16 protein-coding genes are annotated in these 20,263 nt (G+C 43.1%); 13 read left to right on the top strand and 3 right to left on the bottom strand.

Features of this window, described 5'->3' with window-relative positions; genetic code table 11:
• The first annotated feature begins 87 nt into the window (after window positions 1-87).
• Together MHI20_RS16630 and MHI20_RS16625 are read left to right on the top strand one after the other, a co-directional pair.
• A complete protein-coding gene (locus MHI20_RS16630; protein ID WP_017366797.1) occupies window positions 88-513 on the top strand; it encodes a MerR family transcriptional regulator in 426 nt (141 codons plus the stop codon).
• Between the two features lie 57 nt (window positions 514-570).
• Window positions 571-1,761: an MFS transporter gene (locus MHI20_RS16625; protein ID WP_100325636.1), complete on the top strand. Its 1,191-nt coding sequence runs from the start codon at window positions 571-573 to the stop codon at window positions 1,759-1,761.
• A gap of 49 nt (window positions 1,762-1,810) precedes the next feature.
• Here MHI20_RS16625 and MHI20_RS16620 read toward each other — a convergent pair whose 3' ends face one another.
• Window positions 1,811-3,364 (bottom strand): ABC-F family ATP-binding cassette domain-containing protein, encoded by a 1,554-nt coding sequence (locus tag MHI20_RS16620; RefSeq protein ID WP_008343192.1) that lies wholly within the window; start codon window positions 3,362-3,364, stop codon window positions 1,811-1,813.
• A 152-nt stretch (window positions 3,365-3,516) separates the two neighbouring features.
• Between MHI20_RS16620 and MHI20_RS16615 the strand changes: the two genes are divergently transcribed.
• Entirely contained in the window at window positions 3,517-4,659 is a 1,143-nt protein-coding gene (locus MHI20_RS16615) for a DEAD/DEAH box helicase (protein ID WP_039170359.1), read from the top strand.
• Between the two features lie 36 nt (window positions 4,660-4,695).
• On the opposite strand, the gene MHI20_RS16610 is transcribed toward MHI20_RS16615, so the two are convergent.
• The gene (locus MHI20_RS16610; protein ID WP_024718590.1) at window positions 4,696-5,700 is read right to left on the bottom strand and encodes an NADP-dependent oxidoreductase; all 1,005 of its coding nucleotides are present in this window, start codon (window positions 5,698-5,700) and stop codon (window positions 4,696-4,698) included.
• Between the two features lie 121 nt (window positions 5,701-5,821).
• Window positions 5,822-6,199: a YfmB family protein gene (locus MHI20_RS16605; RefSeq protein WP_017366799.1), complete on the bottom strand. Its 378-nt coding sequence runs from the start codon at window positions 6,197-6,199 to the stop codon at window positions 5,822-5,824.
• A gap of 222 nt (window positions 6,200-6,421) precedes the next feature.
• Between MHI20_RS16605 and MHI20_RS16600 the strand changes: the two genes are divergently transcribed.
• The 10 genes from MHI20_RS16600 to MHI20_RS16555 all read left to right on the top strand — a co-directional run bounded on the left by MHI20_RS16600 (window position 6,422) and on the right by MHI20_RS16555 (window position 20,096).
• Window positions 6,422-6,769, top strand: a complete 348-nt coding sequence (locus tag MHI20_RS16600; RefSeq protein ID WP_007496775.1) for a general stress protein — start codon at window positions 6,422-6,424, stop codon at window positions 6,767-6,769.
• A gap of 1,138 nt (window positions 6,770-7,907) precedes the next feature.
• Window positions 7,908-8,564: a class I SAM-dependent methyltransferase gene (locus tag MHI20_RS16595; protein ID WP_041506626.1), complete on the top strand. Its 657-nt coding sequence runs from the start codon at window positions 7,908-7,910 to the stop codon at window positions 8,562-8,564.
• A gap of 517 nt (window positions 8,565-9,081) precedes the next feature.
• On the top strand, window positions 9,082-9,807 hold the full coding sequence (locus MHI20_RS16590; RefSeq protein ID WP_017360404.1) for a GTP cyclohydrolase II: 726 nt from the start codon (window positions 9,082-9,084) through the stop codon (window positions 9,805-9,807).
• A 32-nt stretch (window positions 9,808-9,839) separates the two neighbouring features.
• On the top strand, window positions 9,840-10,643 hold the full coding sequence (locus tag MHI20_RS16585; RefSeq protein ID WP_024718589.1) for a formylglycine-generating enzyme family protein: 804 nt from the start codon (window positions 9,840-9,842) through the stop codon (window positions 10,641-10,643).
• A 4-nt stretch (window positions 10,644-10,647) separates the two neighbouring features.
• Window positions 10,648-12,405 carry a WD40 repeat domain-containing protein gene (locus MHI20_RS16580; protein ID WP_035391378.1) on the top strand — a complete coding sequence of 586 codons (1,758 nt, stop codon included), beginning with the start codon at window positions 10,648-10,650 and terminating at the stop codon, window positions 12,403-12,405.
• Window positions 12,406-12,686: 281 nt separating this feature from the next.
• Window positions 12,687-13,769 (top strand): bifunctional diaminohydroxyphosphoribosylaminopyrimidine deaminase/5-amino-6-(5-phosphoribosylamino)uracil reductase RibD, encoded by a 1,083-nt coding sequence (ribD, locus tag MHI20_RS16575; RefSeq protein WP_135009824.1) that lies wholly within the window; start codon window positions 12,687-12,689, stop codon window positions 13,767-13,769.
• A 116-nt stretch (window positions 13,770-13,885) separates the two neighbouring features.
• Window positions 13,886-16,600 carry an exosporium glycoprotein BclB-related protein gene (locus tag MHI20_RS16570; RefSeq protein ID WP_340939936.1) on the top strand — a complete coding sequence of 905 codons (2,715 nt, stop codon included), beginning with the start codon at window positions 13,886-13,888 and terminating at the stop codon, window positions 16,598-16,600.
• A 218-nt stretch (window positions 16,601-16,818) separates the two neighbouring features.
• Window positions 16,819-18,414, top strand: coding sequence for a sensor histidine kinase (locus MHI20_RS16565; RefSeq protein WP_212361153.1), 1,596 nt, complete (start codon window positions 16,819-16,821; stop codon window positions 18,412-18,414).
• 3 nt (window positions 18,415-18,417) lie between these two features.
• Window positions 18,418-19,116 (top strand): response regulator, encoded by a 699-nt coding sequence (locus tag MHI20_RS16560; protein ID WP_025206910.1) that lies wholly within the window; start codon window positions 18,418-18,420, stop codon window positions 19,114-19,116.
• Between the two features lie 2 nt (window positions 19,117-19,118).
• On the top strand, window positions 19,119-20,096 hold the full coding sequence (locus tag MHI20_RS16555; protein WP_340939925.1) for a tripartite tricarboxylate transporter substrate-binding protein: 978 nt from the start codon (window positions 19,119-19,121) through the stop codon (window positions 20,094-20,096).
• Window positions 20,097-20,263: the final 167 nt, after the last annotated feature.

The raw sequence follows: 20,263 nt of genomic DNA, 5'->3' as shown, positions 1-20,263 counted from the left end.
GAAATCAAGTGATCAAACATTAACGTTTACGTTAAGGTCACAAAGGTGTATAATAAAACATGAATTGATGAGCAGGAGGCACTGGTGATGGAATGGATGAAAATTGATCAAGTGGCGAAAAGAAGCGGTCTGACGAAACGGACCATTCGTTTCTATGAAGAGATTGGTTTATTATCAGCACCAAAGCGGACAGAGGGCGGTGTCAGACTTTACTCAGAGGATGACATGGAAGAACTGGAGAAAGTGATGCAGGCCAAAGAAGTACTTGGCTTTTCTTTACAAGAGCTTCAATCGTTTATGGAAATCGGAAAACAGCTTGAGCTGAATAAAGAAGGCTACTTGCTGTCACTTGACCCGAAGGAACGATTAGAGAAACTGTTAGATATTGATGCGCAGCTGACTGTGCAGCATCAATTGATTACAAAAAAGCTAGAAACGATTCAATCCTTTAAAAAGGATCTTGAAATGATGAAAGAAAGAGCGGCTCATGCCATTGAGCAATTACAAAAATAAACACCTCAGTGTGTTTATTTTATTTTGTTAAACAACTGTAGGAAAGGTTCTGATGGAATGAAGGAAGAAGAAGTGTTGAAACAGCGTACGAGTTTGCTTAGACAGCCAAAGGCCGTCTGGGCGGTGGCCTTTGCTTGTGTGATTTCATTTATGGGCATAGGGCTTGTAGACCCGATTTTGCCTGCCATTGCATCACAATTAGATGCATCTCCAAGTCAGGTCTCTCTTTTGTTTACGAGCTACTTACTTGTGACTGGCTTTGTGATGTTTTTTACCGGTTTTATTTCTAGTCGGATTGGTGCGAAATGGACGTTATTAATCGGACTTATTTTTATTATTGTCTTTTCTGCTTTAGGTGGTACTTCTTCAACCATTAATGAATTAATTGGTTTTAGAGGCGGATGGGGCATTGGGAATGCCTTATTTATTTCAACGGCATTATCAGTAATTGTCGGTGTGTCTGTTGGAGGAAGTGCGAAAGCCATCATTTTATATGAGGCGGCACTAGGTCTTGGGATTTCTGTTGGGCCGCTCCTTGGCGGTGAGCTTGGAACGATCTCTTGGCGCGGGCCATTCTTTGGTGTGGCAGTGTTAATGCTCGTTGCTCTTTTAGCCATTACCTTTATGCTTCCACCTATGCAAAAGCCGCAGAAAAAGGTGAAGTTATTTGAAGCTGTTGGAGCCTTGAAATATAAGGGGCTTTTAACGATGGCATCTGCTGCTTTCTTATATAACTTTGGATTCTTTGTTCTTCTAGCTTATTCGCCATTTGTTCTTCATCTTGATGAGCATGGTCTTGGTTATGTCTTTTTTGGATGGGGATTATTTTTGGCTGTGACATCTGTCTTCTCAGCGCCGGTCATTCATCGCAAATTGGGTACATTAACAGCTCTTGTTGTTCTCTTTGCTTCGTTTGCTGTGATTTTATTCGGCATTGGAATATGGACATCACATGTGGTCGTGGTCATTTGCGGTATTGTCATTGCTGGGGGAATCCTCGGCATGATCAATACGGTGCTTACGACGGCTGTGATGGGATCAGCTCCTGTTGAGCGTTCAATTGCATCATCTTCATACAGTGCTGTACGATTTATTGGTGGTGCGATTGCGCCTTGGATTGCGGGAGTACTCGCTGAAACTTACACAGCAAGCACCCCTTATTATGTAGGGGGGGCTGTTGTTCTCTTAGGAATGGTCATCCTGCTTCTTGGCCGTAAGCATTTGGTGAATATCCAGGCAGGTCATTAATAGAAAAAAGCCTCATATCTTTTGAGAAGATATGAGGCTTTTTTTGTCGTTATAATACTTTGGTCGTCCAAGATTCACAATTCCAAGTTTCAGTGGCCACATCTTGATAAAATTCAGGTTCGTGTGAAATTAATAGGACGCTGCCTTTATATTCTTTTAACGCGCGCTTTAATTCTTCTTTGGCATCGACATCCAAGTGGTTTGTCGGCTCATCGAGAACAAGTAGGTTGGTTTCTTCATTGATCAGCTTACAAAGGCGGACCTTCGCTTTTTCACCACCACTTAAAACAGACACACGGCTTTCAATATGTTTTGTCGTTAAACCGCATTTGGCAAGGGCGGCTCTGACTTCATATTGTGTGTACGATGGGAAGGTGCTCCACACCTCTTCGATACAAGTGTTGCTGTTTTGCTCTTTTACTTCTTGTTCAAAGTAGCCTATATGCAGGAATTCTCCGCGTTCCACCTCACCAGAAATGGGGGAGATTTCTCCAAGAAGACTTCGGAGCAGTGTCGTTTTTCCGATACCGTTGGCACCGTATAATGCAATTTTCTGCCCGCGTTCCATTTTTAAATTCAATGGACGAGAGAGCGGTTCGTCATACCCAATGACTAAATCCTTCGTTTCAAAAATCAATTTCCCTGATGTGCGTGCAGGTTTAAAGTGGAATTCTGGTTTTGGTTTTTCCGCTGCTAATTCAATCATGTCCATTTTATCGAGTTTCTTTTGACGAGACATCGCCATATTTCGAGTGCTGACACGTGCTTTGTTTCTCGCGACGAAATCCTTTAATTCAGCCACTTCTTGCTGCTGCCTTTTATACGCAGCCTCTAGCTGCTGCTTTTTCACTTCGTATACTTGTTTAAATTGGTCATAATCACCAACGTATCGCGTGAGTTCTTGATTTTCGACATGATAAATCAAGTTAATGACACTGTTTAGGAACGGGATATCATGTGAAATGAGGATAAATGCATTTTCATATTCCTGCAAATAGCGCTTCAGCCACTCAATATGCTGTTCATCTAAATAGTTGGTCGGCTCGTCAAGAAGAAGAATTTCAGGCTTCTCTAACAGCAATTTCGCAAGCAGTACTTTTGTCCGCTGTCCGCCGCTCAGCTCTGTCACATCACGATCGAGCCCGAGATCTGTTAACCCAAGACCTCTTGCAATTTCCTCTACCTTGGAATCAATGATATAAAAATCATTGTTCGTCAGGGCATCCTGAATGACGCCTACTTCTTCTAAAAGCTTTTCTAGCTCATCAGGATCTGCTTCACCCATTTTTTCGTAAATGTCATTCATTGCGGCTTCCATTGAGAATAAATAATGGAATGCATCTTGAAGGACTTCACGAATGGTTCTTCCTTTTTCAAGCACGGTATGCTGATCGAGGTAGCCGACACGGACATTTTTTGCCCATTCGACCTTTCCTGCATCTGGCTCAAGCTTGCCAGTAATAATATTCATAAACGTTGACTTTCCTTCACCGTTGGCGCCGATCAAGCCGACATGCTCGCCTTTTAATAACCGGAAGGAGACTTCGTGGAAAATGGCTCTGTCGCCAAAGCCATGACTTAAATCTTTAACAGATAATATCATTTTTTACACCTCAAATAGATTCAAAACGGCTAGTGCCTCTCATGATTATATCGAACTGTCCGGCTCGATAAAAGCACCAAAAGAAAAATTGCGTTTCAAAGCTGATTTTGAGATACTTAAGGATAGATTGAATGAGGATAAAGGAGATCAACATGACGGAAAATTGGGCATTTTTGAAAGAAGCAAAGCCATTTATTCAAAAGAACTTTGAAGCGGCTGGCTTTGAGAAGCCAACAGCGATACAAGAACAAACAGCAGAGTGGATTACGGAAAAACGCGATGTGATCGCAGAATCACCGACTGGAACAGGGAAGACCCTAGCGTATGTTCTGCCGCTTTTAAATAAAATTGATGTGAGTATCAAACACCCGCAAGTCTTAATCTTGGCACCTTCAAGAGAGCTTGTGATGCAAATTTTTGATGTTGTGCAAGAGTTCAAACAAGGTTCAGACATCAAAGCTATTTCCTTAATAGGCGGGGCAAACATCAAGAAGCAGCAGGAAAAGCTAAAAAAACACCCGAATATCGTGGTGGCGACACCGGGTCGCGTACAAGAGTTAATCAAAATCAAGAAACTGAAAATGCATGAAGTGAAAACGATCGTGTTAGACGAGGCAGACCAGCTTCTTGTCCCAGAGCATATGAAAACGATCCAAGCGATCATTAAATCCACATTAAAAGAAAGACAAATCCTTTGTTTCTCTGCGACGTTGAAAGAGGAAACCGTTCAACAGATTAAAGACATTGCATCTGAACCAGAAGTATTGAAAATTAGCAGAAGCCAAGAAGAAGCGCAGAAGGTAGGGCATTATTACCTGTTATGTGATCAGCGTGACAAGGTGAAATTACTACAAAAGCTATCACGGCTTGAGGACATGCAGGCACTCGTCTTTGTGCGAGATATTACGAATTTGAGCATTTATGCAGAAAAATTAGCGTATCACCATGTCGACCTTGGTGTGCTTCACAGTGAAGCGAAAAAAGCAGAGCGAGCTATCATCTTAAAGGAATTTGAACAGCGTGAATTCCCGCTTCTTCTTGCAACAGATATCGCAGCAAGAGGGATCGATATTGACGATCTGCCTTACGTGATCCATGCCGACCTGCCAAACGAAGAAGGCTATATCCACCGTTCAGGCAGAACCGGCCGCGCAGGAAAAGAAGGGGCTGTTATCAGCCTAGTCACACCTCAAGAGCATTCAATGCTTAAAAAAATGGCGAAAAAGCTAAATCTTTCGCTTCAGGAAATTGTTTATAAGCAAGGTCAGCTGCACCTTGCGCCCAAGCAAGCATAAAAAAAGGACCCTGCCGTTTGGCGGGTCCTTTTTGTGTTATGAAATTTTGACAAGCTGTTTTCCGACATTTTCCCCTTTGAATAGTCCGAGGAATGCATCTGGAATATGGTCAAAACCTTCGATAATGGTTTCTTTGTAAGTCAGTTTGTCTTCTTTTACCCATTGTGCGAGATCTTTTGCCGCCTCTTCAAAACGATCAGAGTAGTTGGCAACAATGAAGCCCTGCATCAATGCACTTGTTTTAATGAGTTTTGTTTGCACACGAGGGCCAATGTCTTCGCTTGCACTAATGTTATAAGAAGAAATGGCGCCGCAGACTGGAATACGTGCAAAACGGTTCAAATGATTCATTACAGCATCAGAGATTTCGCCGCCCACATTGTCAAAATACACATCGACACCGTTTGGACAGGCTTTTGCAATGGCGTCATCTAAATCATTTGTTGTTTTATAATTAATGGTTTCATCAAAGCCCAGTTCTTTTAAATAAGCCAGCTTATCATCAGATCCGGCAATTCCAACGACATGGGCACCTTTGATTTTAGCGATCTGTCCGACAACAGAACCAACGGCACCTGCGGCTCCAGAAATGACAACAGTTTCGCCTTCTTTTGGCTGACCAATCGCAAGAAGTCCAAAATAGGCGGTTTGTCCTGGCATGCCCAAAATCCCTAAGTAATAAGATAGCGGCGCAATGGATGGATCAATTTTTGTCAGAGACTCTGCTTTGGCAGTAGAATATTCCTGCCAGCCAAGGAATCCAAGTACAAAATCACCTTTCTCAAATTGAGGAGATTTGGACTCGACGACTTCTCCGACCACTCCACCTTGAATGACTTCATTCAGCTTGAACGGAGGTGTATAGGATTTTGTATCTTGCATTCGTCCTCTCATGTAAGGATCTACAGACACATATTTCGTTTGAATCAAGACTTCGCCATCTTGCGGCGTTGGTATATCAACTGTTTCAAAATGAAAAACATCTTTAGTAGGTAACCCTTTTGGACGTTTTGCTAATTGAATTTGTTTTTGTTGACTCATGTCAAATCCTCCCTTTCACTTGCAATCTAGATTTACATTAACATGATGCTTCTTTTCGTTCAAAACATACGGTCTTTTCCAAGCACATACAAAAAAGCAGCCACCATCTAAAAGAAGGGGACTACTTTTTTTGAAGAGAGACAGAAAGGAGCGGCGGGAGACAACCAAACAGTTGATACTCATCCGCATCACGTTCTTTTAATAAATATTCATTTGCATTTTGCATGGAGGCTTTCATCATATCGTGCGTCACAAAAGGAAAAAGGATATTTAAATATGAGGACAACAGGTCTTGTGGATCTTGTTCGATTGACTCGATATCTCCAATGTTAATAATAATAGAAAAGAGATAATCGATGCAGATGTGAAAGTGCTGTTCAGCAAACAAAGTAAGCGGCTTTGCTTTTGATTCTTCAGGATTCCATTTTTGAAAAAGCTGTTTCACCAAATCACTGACAACCCATGCATTAAACTGCTGCTCAGCTGAAAAATAATACATCAGCTCCACCCCATTTCTAGCCTCCAGTATAAGAATTGTACAACAAATGACAAGGAAAGCATACAATTTTTCAGAAAATTTAGTCATATTAACAGTCTTTTTGTCAAAAATAAGTCCATAGACGCATTAAGTTCACAGAGTAAAAATGGATGTGCTGGAGGAAGGTTTAATGACAAAAGTGACGGGTAAAAGATTCGTAAGACGTTAAAGGAGGAATAATAAATGAAACCTGTTGTAAGAGAGTATTCAAATGATGAAACACTTCAAAGAGATGTGGAGCAATTAAAACAACTCGGTGTTGCAAGAGAGGACATTTATGTTCTGTCCCATGACGATGATCGAACTGAGCGTATTGCAAGCAACGCAGATGCCAATACGATAGGTCCAAAAGAAGTTGGACTCAAGCATGCGGTTGGAAACATCTTTAGCAAAAAGGGAGATGAACTCCGCAATAAGATTCACGAAATTGGTTTCTCAAAAGAAGAAGCTGAGACATTTGAAGAACATTTAGACGAAGGAAAAGTTCTTCTCTTTGTGACTGACCATGAAAAAGTGAAAAATTGGGCATAAACGCCATCGTAAAAAGCCTCTTACTTTTGTAAGGGGCTTTTTTCAGATTTTTGACAAAGGGCTAAAATGAACTTGATTTTAGCCCTTTGTCTTCTTTTCAGCGTGATAGAAAACCTTTGCAGTCTAGGAAGGACGAGTACTGGCGCGGAGCGAATTTGACATTCGTGAGCACCAGCACGCAGGACTGACAAAGAATGCGAGGGTTTGTCTACACGCTGAAAGCCTCTTACTTTTGTAAGGGGCTTTTTTTCATGCTGCGATAATTAAAATCTACCATCTGTCTTTTTCACTATAATAAGAAAGGTTGAAAAATTGGGATAAACAGTAAAATGTCTAATTGAAAATATAGAAATATCAAAGGATACCATCAAAAAAATGAAAAAAGTAGTGAAAATATCACAAAAAACCATTCGGGAAATAATTATGATATCTTTATTTTTATTTCAAAATGAAATAAAAATCTTGTGTAATTTAGTAGATAAATTTCTTAGTTCTATTGGTTTAAGTTGTATTTTTGTGTAGAAATAAGTGTTTTAAGGTCAAAAAACCACGAAATATACCTGTATTTTCAATTAGAAAATCATTCTAATGTTTAGGAAATAATTTGTTGACAAAATAATCTAAAAACAATATATTTGGCTTAATCAAGTTATTATGGAAGTAGTTGTTAAATTTTTGATAGGGATTTCAGGATCAATTCTGTAAATGATGATGCATTAAGACCTAAGGAAGAGCGCTTCTGAGGCAGAGCGATACGGAAGAAATATCTATTAGACAAAAAGAAATGGATGATAGATAGCTTAGAATGGTAGATTCGTCTTTCTACTATGCCTATTTCTCAATGATATGATTCAGGGTATTCAGAGGATCATCATAAAGAAAGCGCTTTCTAAACGCTGTTAAGGAGGTGAACCCATATGAAGAAAATGTATAACAAACTGAGGCGCTGTAACAGTTGAATGGCTGTGGTTGTATGTGAAGATGAGTGCTGAAAAAGAAGAGTGACATGTGGGATGCTTCTCTCCTTTTTCAGAAAACAGATTTCCTAAAAAATCCATCTTTCATTTTATCATAAGGCTTTTTGCTTGAAAACCACCTTTATTAGGAAAGGTGATTGTGAATTGAAGGAGGTCACGTGATGAAAAAGGCTTTGTATCATGAAGACAGCGGGTTGTATTTAGAGAAAATGCGCATGGCTTTTCAAGAACACTATGAGCAAAGAACAGATATGTGGTCCACTGATCCATCATTAACAGACGCTGCTGTGATGTCTCTCAAGGCATGGCGTTCCAGGGAAAAGGATGCACTTGCTTCGGTGCTGGATATCGGCTGCGGGAACGGCAGGGCTCTTGAACATTTACAAGGACTGTCGGCATATACCGGCATTGATCTTTATGAGCATGAGGAATGGGAAGGATTAAAGAAGAGAAAAGAGGTTCCTGTCCATTTTTATCATCAAGATTTTATGTCCTGGTCGATGAATCAAGGGCGCGAGCTGACGTTTGATCTGATTTTAGATCATGGCTGCTTTCACCATCAGCACCCTGATGACCACGAACGATACTTAAAGCAGATTTCCTCGCTGCTTCATGAAGGTGGTGTGTTTTCCCTTGTTGTATGGGGAGAAGAGTGGAAAACAGGCTTAATCGGAGAAGATGGACGCTTCCATTTTTCATTCTCAGATACTCAGCTTGGAGAAAAGATTTGTACATCAGGACTTGAGCTCGTTTCGATTACACCATTACAAGCGAAGGCTGGGATCAGCCAGCATCATGTCATTGCTGTCAAAATCTAGTGCAAAGGAGGATAAACGCGATGTTTGATGTGATGGTTCTTGGTGCATACCTAGGCGGGTGTCATGCTTCAATCAATGTAGCTGAATTGAAGTACGGACTATTCATCCAATCAAAGGGTACAACCGGATGATGTGCATTTGAAGGACCAGAGCTTCTAGTAAAGGAGAAAGCAGCTCGAAGCTAGCAGAGATATTCTTTTAGAGAAAGAGCATGTCAGTTTCCATTCAAGAATCATCAAATGGTGTTGCTCTCTTACAGAGAATACAGCGTATGAAGCTCGATTTCTGCTCCTTTGTACTGGACAAGTGACAGTCTAAAAAGAGTCTTTATGAAAGGTACTGATGGATGATTGGCATCGCACATCTATTCAGCCAGTATGACAGGAAATTTCTCCTGAGCCATGATTCTAGCTGGAACCGGTGCTCAGGATGCAAAGGGAGTGCATACACATATTCATCACGCCATCACTGCGCTGAGAGAGTTCAATGGGGTGCAGTGATGAATAGGGGGAGACAAATGAACAAGTTTGTAGCTGAACTACAATCAATGATTCATCATTTTACATTTCAAGAAAAACACTATTTGCTCGTGGGGCCAGTGAACCTGCCGATCTCTATTGAACATGAAGAAGTGCAGTTTACATGGTATGCCTTTGCGTCTGTAGAAGCTGATACAACGCCAACGGTTGAGTCTATTGTACAAATGAGTACCGAGCAGCAAACATTTTCCTCTTGTCTCCTTTTTGGCGACTTTGAAAATGAAGTGCCGCCGCTTGTGCGAATTCATAGTGTCTGCCAAACAGGGGATGTGTTTGGGTCACTGAAATGTGATTGCGGTCCACAGCTTGCATCATCGCTAAAAAAAATCACCGATTACGGAAAAGGCATGCTTGTGTATATGGCCAATCAAGAAGGGCGCTCTATTGGGTTAATGGCCAAAGCCTTCACGTATAAATTACAGGAAATGAAACTGGATACATTTGAGGCGAACAGGTTGATCGGCTGCGGAGATGATGATCGGCATTACGAGGAAGCAGCGGCTGTCTTGCACTATTTAAACAAAGGGAAACCATTGCATCTCTTAACCAATAATCCAGATAAAGTCGATTCCATTGCTGCTTACGGTCTTCCGGTTTTACGGTTTGATCATACGGTAGAAGCCTCTCTCTATAATGAGGCGTATTTAAAGGCAAAAGCAGCATCAGGGCATATGGTCGATGAGAAGAAATTAATTAATCAGTAGATGAGTTTATTTAAAGAAGGCGGGAGAAAAGCGTGAAACCTGATATCAATTGGATTCAAATCCCAAGCGGCTATGCGACGATTGGAAGTAATGAAGAAGATATGAAAAAGGCATCAGAATTTTGGAAGGACAAACTTCTGAATCCAGCCTATGGCCGTGAGAAAAAATTTCAAAAATGGCTGTACAAAGAATTTCCATCTTATCAGCCGTATATGAGCGAATTTTTCATCTCAGATACGGTCGTCACCAATGAATGGTATCAAAGCTATTGCGACGAGACAGGAAAGCCTTATCCAGAGAGCTTGACGAACCTAGAACTTGGCGGGGGAAAAGACCATCCAGCTTGGGGCATGGACATCGAGGAAGCTTTCTCATTTTGTCAGTGGCTGAGCGGGAAGCTTGGATATGAGGTATCGATCCCTACTGAGGAAGAATGGGAATATGCTGCCCGGGGCAATACGAGACATCAATATCCTTGGGGAGATGAGTTTGATCCCTCTTACTGTAATACGCACGAATCAAATATTGAAAAAACGACACCTGTCCGTCATTACGAAAAAGGAAGATCTCTATTTGGACTATATGATATGGGTGGCAATGTCGAAGAATGGGTCAACACCAAGTATCACATATATGAAGGCGGAATTGAGGTTGTAGATGATTTAACCGAGACACTCGGCAGTGATTACTACATTTTAAAAGGTGGCTCCTTCGCAAGAGGCGGAGATTTATGCAGAGTCGCAAGAAGACACGGGAAACACCCAGACCCTGTTTTTCGATTTACTGGTTTTCGTGTAGTTACTCGTCAAAAACAACATATAAAGGTGGGAGTGTAAAACCATGCATAGAGGACCGATTACATCCGTTTTATCAACTCAGCATGACCAAATTGTCTACACAGGCGGCTATGACCGCTGTATTTATAAATGGGACCGTGCCACGGGAGAAGGAACATTCATTGGCAGTCACGAGCATATCATCAACTCTTTATCCCTTTCGGAAAATGGAACGTATTTAGCGAGTGCATCGTCAGACTATACCATTCAATTATATGATACTAGCACACATACAAGAATTCGTACGCTATATGGTCATGCGGATGATGTGGAAGCTGTCGCATTTGCAAAGCAGGATACGCTTCTTGTATCGGTGTCCAGAGACAGAAGATGCTTAGTTTGGGATATTGAAACGGGAGCCATTTTAAGAGAATTTCATGGACATAGCAAGGATGTATTAGCTGTATGGATTCATGAGGATAAAGCTTATACAACTGGTGACGATGGCTATGTCCTTGTATGGCTCTATGAAACAGGAGAAATTGTAGGTGAAATTGGCCCGTTTGATTATGAGCTGGATACCATCAGCGGCAGCAATCAAAAAGAAGTATTCGCCCTTGGTAGAGACGATGGCACAGTTATCATTTATGATGCCGCTACATTACAGGAGAAAAAAATCATTAAAGCTCATTTACAAGGTGTGAAACGTGTGAATTTTTCTCCGAGCGGTAACTACTTGCTTACAGCGGGTTATGACCATTTAATTAAGCTGTGGAATTATGAAACCGGTGATTTAATTGATACGCTGCTGCCTCATAAATATCAATGGGAGCGCTCGCTTGTTTGGACAGAAGATGAGCAAGCCATTTTAGGAGCCAGCTTTGGGAAAACGTATTGTGAATGGTCCATTCAAGAAGGAAAAGTGATCTCTGATGAGCAGGAATTGGCGACACCTTCTATTAATGATATTGCGTTGACTGAAGCGGGTGATATTATCACTGCATCAGATGACGGAAAATTCAGAAAGAATGGAATCGAAATCGCAAAATCAACAGGTGTTCTCACAAATGGAGTGGCTGTTGCACGGGATGGAAGCTATTATGCATGGGGCGATCATGCGAGTCAGGTGCATATTGTACACGAGTCATTGCAGCAAATGGTCTCTTTTGATCTCAACACAGGTCCTGTCAATAGTGTGTATTTCCATGAGGAGGATCGTCAATTTTATATCGGCACTTATGGCGGTTATGTGCATGTCATTTCGACAGAACACTTAAAGGAAATTGGCCGTTCTAAAGCACATGATTGCGCGGTCAAAGCATTAAAGGTAGAAGGAGATCATATCATCACAGCGGCAGTTGAAGGAACAATCTGTCTTCTCGATAAAAAGAGTTTGTCCTTAACAGCAGAATATATCGGGGCGACAGAGCTGTTAAATGATGTATTTATTGATAGCAAAAGAGATCGTATTGCCATTGTCAGCCGTGATAAAAACGTACGATTGTTTGATTTGCATACAGGCAGAATTTTAAATCAGCACAACGAGCATCAATATTCCATTAAATCCATCACTGTGACAGACTCTGGCTATATTGTGAGCGGAGACTATTGGGGATATATTGTGGTCTGGAATCCAGAGCTAGATGTCAATACAGGTCCGATTCGAATTGCTAAGAATGGCATTAGTGCCATTAGACAACTAGGAAATGATGTGTATGCAAGCTCATATGACGGTGGTATTTATCATATTCGAGAAGATGGCACACATACGGAAGTACTGCGCTTATTTGAACAATTTCCGAAAGAAGTAATCTCTCATTAAGAAAAAGAATGTAAGCGGGGGATTCTCATGATAAGTGTTTGCAAGGAACATATGAAAAAAGGTCTGACTGTACTCAATTGTCCGCATGTGCTCCTCATTAATAAATATGAATGTCGCAAATGCTGTTTTTGTAAACAACGAGCATCATATAAACTGTTTTATTCCTTGCCTTACTATGATCGATCTGAAAAGAAACGGCTTGAGAAAGTATAGTACATGAGAATAGAACTCCTTCATTTTCTGAAGGAGTTCTTTCCCTTGAGAGAAGAAAGGAGCCCGAGATGAAAGACGATGTTTTTTATATGAAGCTGGCGATTGCCAACGCGAAGGCGATGAAAGGACAAACCTCACCCAATCCGCTTGTTGGTGCAGTGATTGTTCAGAGCGGTGAGATCGTTGGGATTGGTGCGCACATGAAGGCGGGCGAGCCTCATGCTGAAATTCATGCGCTGCAAATGGCAGGAGAAAAGGCGAAGGGAGCTGACATGTATGTGACACTCGAACCTTGTACACATCACGGAAAAACAGGCCCTTGTACCGAAGCGATCATCAAAAGTGGAGTGAAGAAAGTGCTGATTGCCACCCAAGATCCGAATCCTGTTGTTGCAGGTAAAGGAATTGCCTTTTTGAAAAAGGCTGGAATTGAAGTGGAGCAAGGTATATGTAAACAGGAAGCAGATCGTTTAAATGCTCCTTTTTTTCATTTGATGCAAACAAACCTTCCTTATGTCATCTTAAAATCAGCTATTTCGATAGATGGGAAAATTGCCACGGCTGATCAAGAAAGCAAATGGATCACTGGAATAGAAGCGAGAACAGAAGTGCAGCGCTTACGTCAAGAAGTAGATGCGGTGCTGACAGGAGTGGAAACGATTATTCAAGATGATGCCGGCTTAATTGTAAAGGATTCATTCAACCATCAGCCCATTCGTGTCATTTTAGATTCAACATTAAGGATACCGCTTCATGCCAAATGCTTAACAGATCATAGGGCAGAAACCATAATTTGTACATCACAAGATTATGATCATCAAAAGTATCAACAGTTGATACAAAAAGGTCATCAAGTATTTGTCACAAGCGGAGAACACCGGACAGATCTTCAGGATGTGTTACACCTGTTGAAGAAGCGCTCTGTGATGTCAGTGCTTGTAGAGGCAGGGGGCAGTGTGAGTGCGTCATTTTTAGAAGCATCACTTGTGAACGAAGCTGTTATCTATATGGCACCTTTATTAATCGGAGGGAAAGATGCACCTACTTTTTTTGAAGGAGAAGGTGTGAAAAAACTAAAAAAGGCGATCCGTCCAGCGGATATTGAATATAGTATGGTAGGAAAAGATTTAAAAATGACGATGACATTTTAACGATGGAGAGAGGTCCTTGCACGCAGAGTGCAAGACCTTTCAAATTTTTTGATAAAAATAAAATTGTACATACACCTTTATCGATCATGATGAATACGATGGATGGGGGTGATTCTATGAGAAAATGTAGACAATGCGGAAAGATATACCCAACTCATTCGACAGACCACTACCAAAAAGGAAGCTGGTATGATGCGTATAAGGATGATGGCTGGGAATGTGATAGTTGTAAGAAAGGTAAATCAGACAAACCAAGGAAACCAGTAAAAAATCCATGCTGCGGAAAAGATCCTTGTGTGTGTGTCATTCAAGGACCGCCAGGGGGAAGAGGAAGGAGAGGCCCAGCAGGTCCGGCGGGTCCAGTAGGCCCAGCGGGTCCAGCCGGCCCGGCAGGTCCACAAGGCCCAACAGGCGTTGGGTTAACAGGGATTGTAGCATTTGATCCAGCGGTAGCCCCGGCGTATCCAGTAGGTCAAGTGGTGACATATGATGGCAGTACGTATGTGGTAAATTCAGCACCACCAACAGGTACGCCTGATACATCGCCGGATTATACGCTTTTAGCAGCTGCGGGCGCAACAGGTACAGGACCAACAGGTGTCACCGGAGATCCAGGTCCGACGGGTGCAACAGGAGCCACTGGTGTAGGTCTAACTGGAGTCGTTCCTTTTGATGCGGCAGCGGCACCAGGATATCCATTGGGTCAAGTAGTGACATATGAAGGTGGAACGTATCTTGCAAACACAGCATCACCAACGGGTACACCGGATACATCACCAGATTATACGCTTCTAGCCGCTGCGGGTGCGACAGGAGATACGGGTGCAACCGGAGCAACAGGAACAGGAGCAACAGGAGATACAGGCGCAACTGGAGCGACCGGAGCCACAGGAGATACGGGTGCCACGGGAGCAACAGGAACAGGAGCGACCGGCGCTACTGGAGATACAGGCGCAACCGGAGCGACCGGAGCCACAGGAGATACGGGTGCCACAGGGGCAACAGGAACAGGAGCGACCGGCGCTACTGGAGATACAGGTGCTACTGGAGCGACCGGAGCCACAGGAGATACGGGTGCCACAGGGGCAACAGGAACAGGAGCCACGGGAGCGACTGGAGCAACCGGAGCCACGGGTGCAACGGGAGATACAGGAGCGACAGGAGCAATCGGAGCGACCGGTGCAACGGGAGATACGGGAGCGACCGGAGTAACCGGAGCCACAGGAGTAACGGGAGATACGGGAGCGACCGGAGTAACCGGAGCCACAGGAGCAACGGGAGATACCGGGGCAACCGGAGTAGGGTTAGCTGGTATTTTGGCATTTGACCCAGCAACAGCTCCAACCTATCCAGTAGGTCAAGTGGTGACATATGAAGGTGGAACTTATATCGTAAATACAGCGCCACCAACTGGCACACCAGATACGTCTCCAGATTATACGTTATTGGCAGCCGCAGGTGTGACAGGCGCCACGGGAGATACAGGAGCGACCGGAGTAACCGGAGCCACGGGTGCAACGGGAGATACAGGAGCGACCGGAGTAACCGGAGCCACAGGTGTAACGGGAGATACGGGAGCGACCGGAGTAACCGGAGCCACGGGTGCAACAGGAGATACGGGAGCGACTGGAGTAACCGGAGCTACAGGTGTAACGGGAGATACGGGAGCGACCGGAGTAACCGGAGCCACAGGTGCAACAGGAGATACGGGAGCGACCGGAGTAACCGGAGCCACAGGTGTAACGGGAGATACGGGAGCGACCGGAGTAACCGGAGCTACAGGTGCAACAGGAGATACGGGAGCGACTGGAGTAACCGGAGCCACAGGTGCAACAGGAGATACGGGAGCGACTGGAGTAACCGGAGCCACAGGTGCAACGGGAGATACCGGGGCTACCGGAGTAGGGTTAGCTGGTATTTTGGCATTTGACCCAGCAACAGCTCCAACCTATACAGTAGGTCAAGTGGTGACATATGAAGGTGGAACTTATGTCGTAAATACAGCACCACCAACTGGCACACCAGATACGTCTCCAGATTACACGTTATTGGCAGCCGCAGGTGTGACAGGCGCCACGGGAGCAACCGGTGTCACAGGAGATACAGGTCCAACAGGAGCGACCGGAGTCACAGGCGCCACAGGTGTCACAGGAGATACGGGTGCAACAGGGGCTACAGGAACAGGCGCCACGGGAGCAACCGGTGCAACAGGCGCCACAGGTGCGACAGGTGTAACAGGAGATACGGGTGCAACAGGGGCTACAGGAACAGGTGCCACGGGAGCAACCGGTGCAACAGGCGCCACAGGTGCGACAGGATCAAGTGCGATTATTCCATTTGCATCTGGTACACCAGCTGTTTTAACCACAATCGCAGGCGGTCTAGTTGGAACATCTAGTTTGGTCGGATTCGGTAACTCGGCGACAGGTGTCAGTATTGTAGGAGGAATCATTGATTTAACCGGAGCAGCAGGAACATTGTTAAACATGGCATTCTCCGTTCCAAGAGCTGGAACCATTACGTCATTTGCCGGCTATTTTAGCACGACTGCAGCCCTTTCTTTAGTTGGCACGAGTATTACTGTAACTGCTAGTCTGTTTGCTTCACCGACACCAAATAACAGCTTCACTCAAGTAGCGAGCGTCACATTGGCTCCAGCGTTAACCGGGATTTTAACGCTAGGGGCTATTACAAACGGCATCGCTACTGGTTTAAATGTACCAGTCACACCAGAAACAAGATTACTTGTCGTATTCTCGGCATCAGCTACAGGTCTTTCTTTAGTGAATACTGTAGCAGGCTATGCAAGTGCTGGTTTATCCATCACGTAATAGGCACACAGGGATGACTCAATACTGAGTCAATACTGTAGCAGGCTATGCAAGTGCTGGTTTATCCATCACGTAATAGGCACACAGGGATGACTCAATACTGAGTCATCCTTTTTTTGTCTGTGTGAATTTTCTCTTAACTTCATGAGAAAAAATGATATGATTTTCTTAGAGTCTATTCGGGTGAATCTACTGAATTAGGGGTTGTGGCGGTGAGGATGGGCAAAAGGAAAGTCACTTTACAAACAAAAATTTTGGGGTTAATTATTGGTCTTTTACTTGTTGTTATTGCCTTATTGACCATTTGTTTTGGTTTTTTGCAGACATCAGAAAGGCAGAGCCAAGCTGAACAGCTGGCGGTGCAAACTGCTAGAACGATATCTTATATGCCGCCCATTAAAACATCGGTGGCTACGGGAGATTCGCAAAATGAAGAACAGGCTGTGCTTGAGCAAATGAAAGAGCAAGTAAGAGCGCATGCCATTTTTATCACCAATCAAAAAGGAAAGGTTCTTTTTCATACGAATCATGAGGATGTAGGGAAAACCATCAGTGTGTCGGAAGGAAGAAGTACACTGCTATTTGGAGGAACTTCCATATCAACGGGTGATTCTGATGGTGAAACCGTTGTCAGAGGAAGTGCTCCGATCATGAAAGAAACTGGCAGTTATGAAGAGATTATTGGGACAGTCAGTGTCGAATTTTTAAAAAGAGATATCGATCAAGCGACAGCTCATCAACTCTTCAAATTAAGTTATATTGCCCTTCTTGTTTTGCTGCCTGGGGTTTTTGGAGCGATTTTTTTAACAAGGAGTATTCGAAAAGATATATTAGGGCTTGAACCGCATGAAATTGCTTCATTATATCGAGAAAGAGAAGCGATGCTGCATGCGATTAAAGAGGGAATCATTGCATTTGACCGTAAAGGTGCCATTACGATGATGAATACGTCAGCTGAACAGATGCTACGCGTCTCTTCAACGCTGCCTCTTCATATTGATCAAGTGTTGCCAAATGCCAATCTTCTTTCCTATCTAAAGGTAGAGATGATTGAACCTAACATAGAATCAGTCGTCAATGATAAAACCTTCGTGCTAAATGTCAAAAAAGTGGTGCAGGACAATCGGGTATTTGGAGGAATTGTGAGCTTCAGGGAGAAAACCGAGCTGACAAAGCTGCTGGATACATTGACAGAGGTCAGTCAATATTCAGAAGACCTTAGAGCACAAACACACGAATTTTCGAATAAGCTGTACGCTATTTTAGGCTTGCTTGAGTTGAAACAAGTGGATGAAGCCATTGAGTTAATTAAAGAAGAGTATACACTTCAAAATCGCCAGCATGATTTACTCATGAAGCAAATTCGCTCTCCGAAGATACAAGCCATTTTACTTGGGAAGTTAGGAAAGGCATCTGAGAAAAAGGTTCATTTTCACATTGATGAAAATAGTTCATTGGAGCCGCTCCCAGCCCATTTAAGTTTATCTCACTTTATCACCATCATTGGCAATCTCGTAGACAATGCGTTTGAGGCTGTATTGAATAAAGAGAAAAGAGAAGTCAGCTTGTTCATCACAGATATTGGATTTGATATTATCATAGAGGTATCTGATTCAGGGGACGGTGTAGATGAAGGAGCCATTTCACAACTTTTCACAAGAGGACATTCATCAAAGGGAGAAGGGCGAGGTTATGGACTTGCCAATGTCAAAGAAGTGCTAGATGAACTTGGGGGCTGGATTGAAGTTGCGAACCAAAAAGAAGGCGGTGCCATCTTCACTGTTTACATACCGAAAGGCACAAAGGGGGAATAGGTTGTGATAAAGGTACTCATTGCGGAAGATGATTTTCGAATCGCTGCGATTCATGAATCTTATATACAAAAGGTACAAGGCTTTCAAGTGGCCGGCAAGGCAAAGAGTGCAAAGGATCTGTGGGAGGCACTTCAAAAAGAACAAGTGGATCTCATTTTACTTGATGTCTACATGCCTGATGAGCTCGGCACGAACCTTTTGCCGCTGTTAAGAGAGCGCCATCCTGAAGTGGATGTGATCATTATCACGGCTGCAACGGAAACGATGCTGTTAAGAGACGCATTGCATTATGGAGTCGTTCATTATTTAATCAAACCAGTGACCGCCCAAAAATTCACGCAGGTTTTAACCGAATATAAAGAGAAGAGAGAGTTAATCAATTCAAAAGAGGAAGTCAATCAAACGATGATTGATCTGTTTTTTGGTCAAATACAGGAAGAATCGCAGCAAAAGGATGAGCGAGACTTGCCAACAGGCATTAATTCATTGACTTTGGACAAAGTGAAAACATTCATGGCAGCAGAGATGAACGGAATTACAGCGGAAGAACTCGGAGAAAAAATGGGCGCATCACGCACAACAGCAAGACGATACGTAGAGTATCTTGTGACAACGGGAGAATGCCGGGCAGAGCTGGCGTATGGAATCATTGGTAGACCAGAACGGAAATATTATCCCGCCAAAAAACAAACGGAGTCATAAAAATGAAAAAAGGAATACTCTTACTCATTTTGGTCTGCCTTTGTACAACGCTCACCTTTAATGAAAAAACAGCAAAGGATTCTTTCATGGAGCACAGCCCATTATACATTGTGGTATCAGGTGTACCTGATGGCGGATTTGACCAAACAGCTCAAGTGATGAAAACCGTGCTAGAACAAGAAAAGCTAGTGGAAGAGCCTGTGCATATTCTTTATCAAAGAGGCGGAACGGTTGATAAAGGATGGACCTATATGATGGAGCGAGATGCCAATTATATCAGTTTAAATTCAAGCTTATTATTAAGCCGTAATTTGCTGGGCAGCAGTAACGTGACCATGAATGATGTCACCCCGCTTGCTATTCTTGCGGAAGAGTGGCAGGTAGTCGCAGTGCCAGTTGATTCTCCTTTCTCAAATGGAAAAGAGCTATTACACGCATTAAAAAAGAAACCAGATTCCTTAAAAATTGGGTTTGCCCCGGACTTTGGAAATGATGATCAAATCTCATTCGCACGGGCTGCCGAAATGGCAGGAATTGATCCGTACCGCATTCAGTTTTTAAAATTTGACAGTGCAGATGATTTATTCCAAGCGCTCATTGACCATGAGGTAGATGCGGCAACCACGACCATTACGGAGGTTCGCCATGATTATGAAAAGAAAAGACTGAAGCTTGTTGCGACCACAACGAATCAGCGTTTAGAAGGCTTCAAAGACGTGCCCACTTGGAAAGAACAGGGGATTCCGCTCATCTTCTCTCATTGGCGTGGTGTGATGGGACCAAAGCAAATGAATCAGCACGACATTCGAGCATGGGATCAGCTTCTTCAAAAAATGACGCAAACGAAGTCGTGGAAAAAGCAGTTAAAACAAAAAGGCTGGACAGGCCGTTATATGAACAGTAAAGAAGCAAAGGTCTTTATGGAAGAGCAATTAAGGCGATATGAGCAATTTATACAAGGAGAACAAGCGGTCAAATGAGACCGCTTTTTTTCATGGAACCAACAAAGAACAACAATTGCACAAAATGAACAAAAAGCATTTATCGACCAAAAAAGAATTAAAATTCATAATATTTACTTCAATTCAGGCGTCAGATATCATGACAGAAAGGGTTGGAAATGGGATACCAACATTTAATGAAAGCG

Origin of the sequence: Bacillus sp. FSL K6-1106, from assembly GCF_038005245.1 — a bacterium.
GTDB lineage: Bacteria > Bacillota > Bacilli > Bacillales > Bacillaceae > Bacillus > Bacillus altitudinis.
This window is presented reverse-complemented; position numbering and strand designations above follow the sequence as displayed.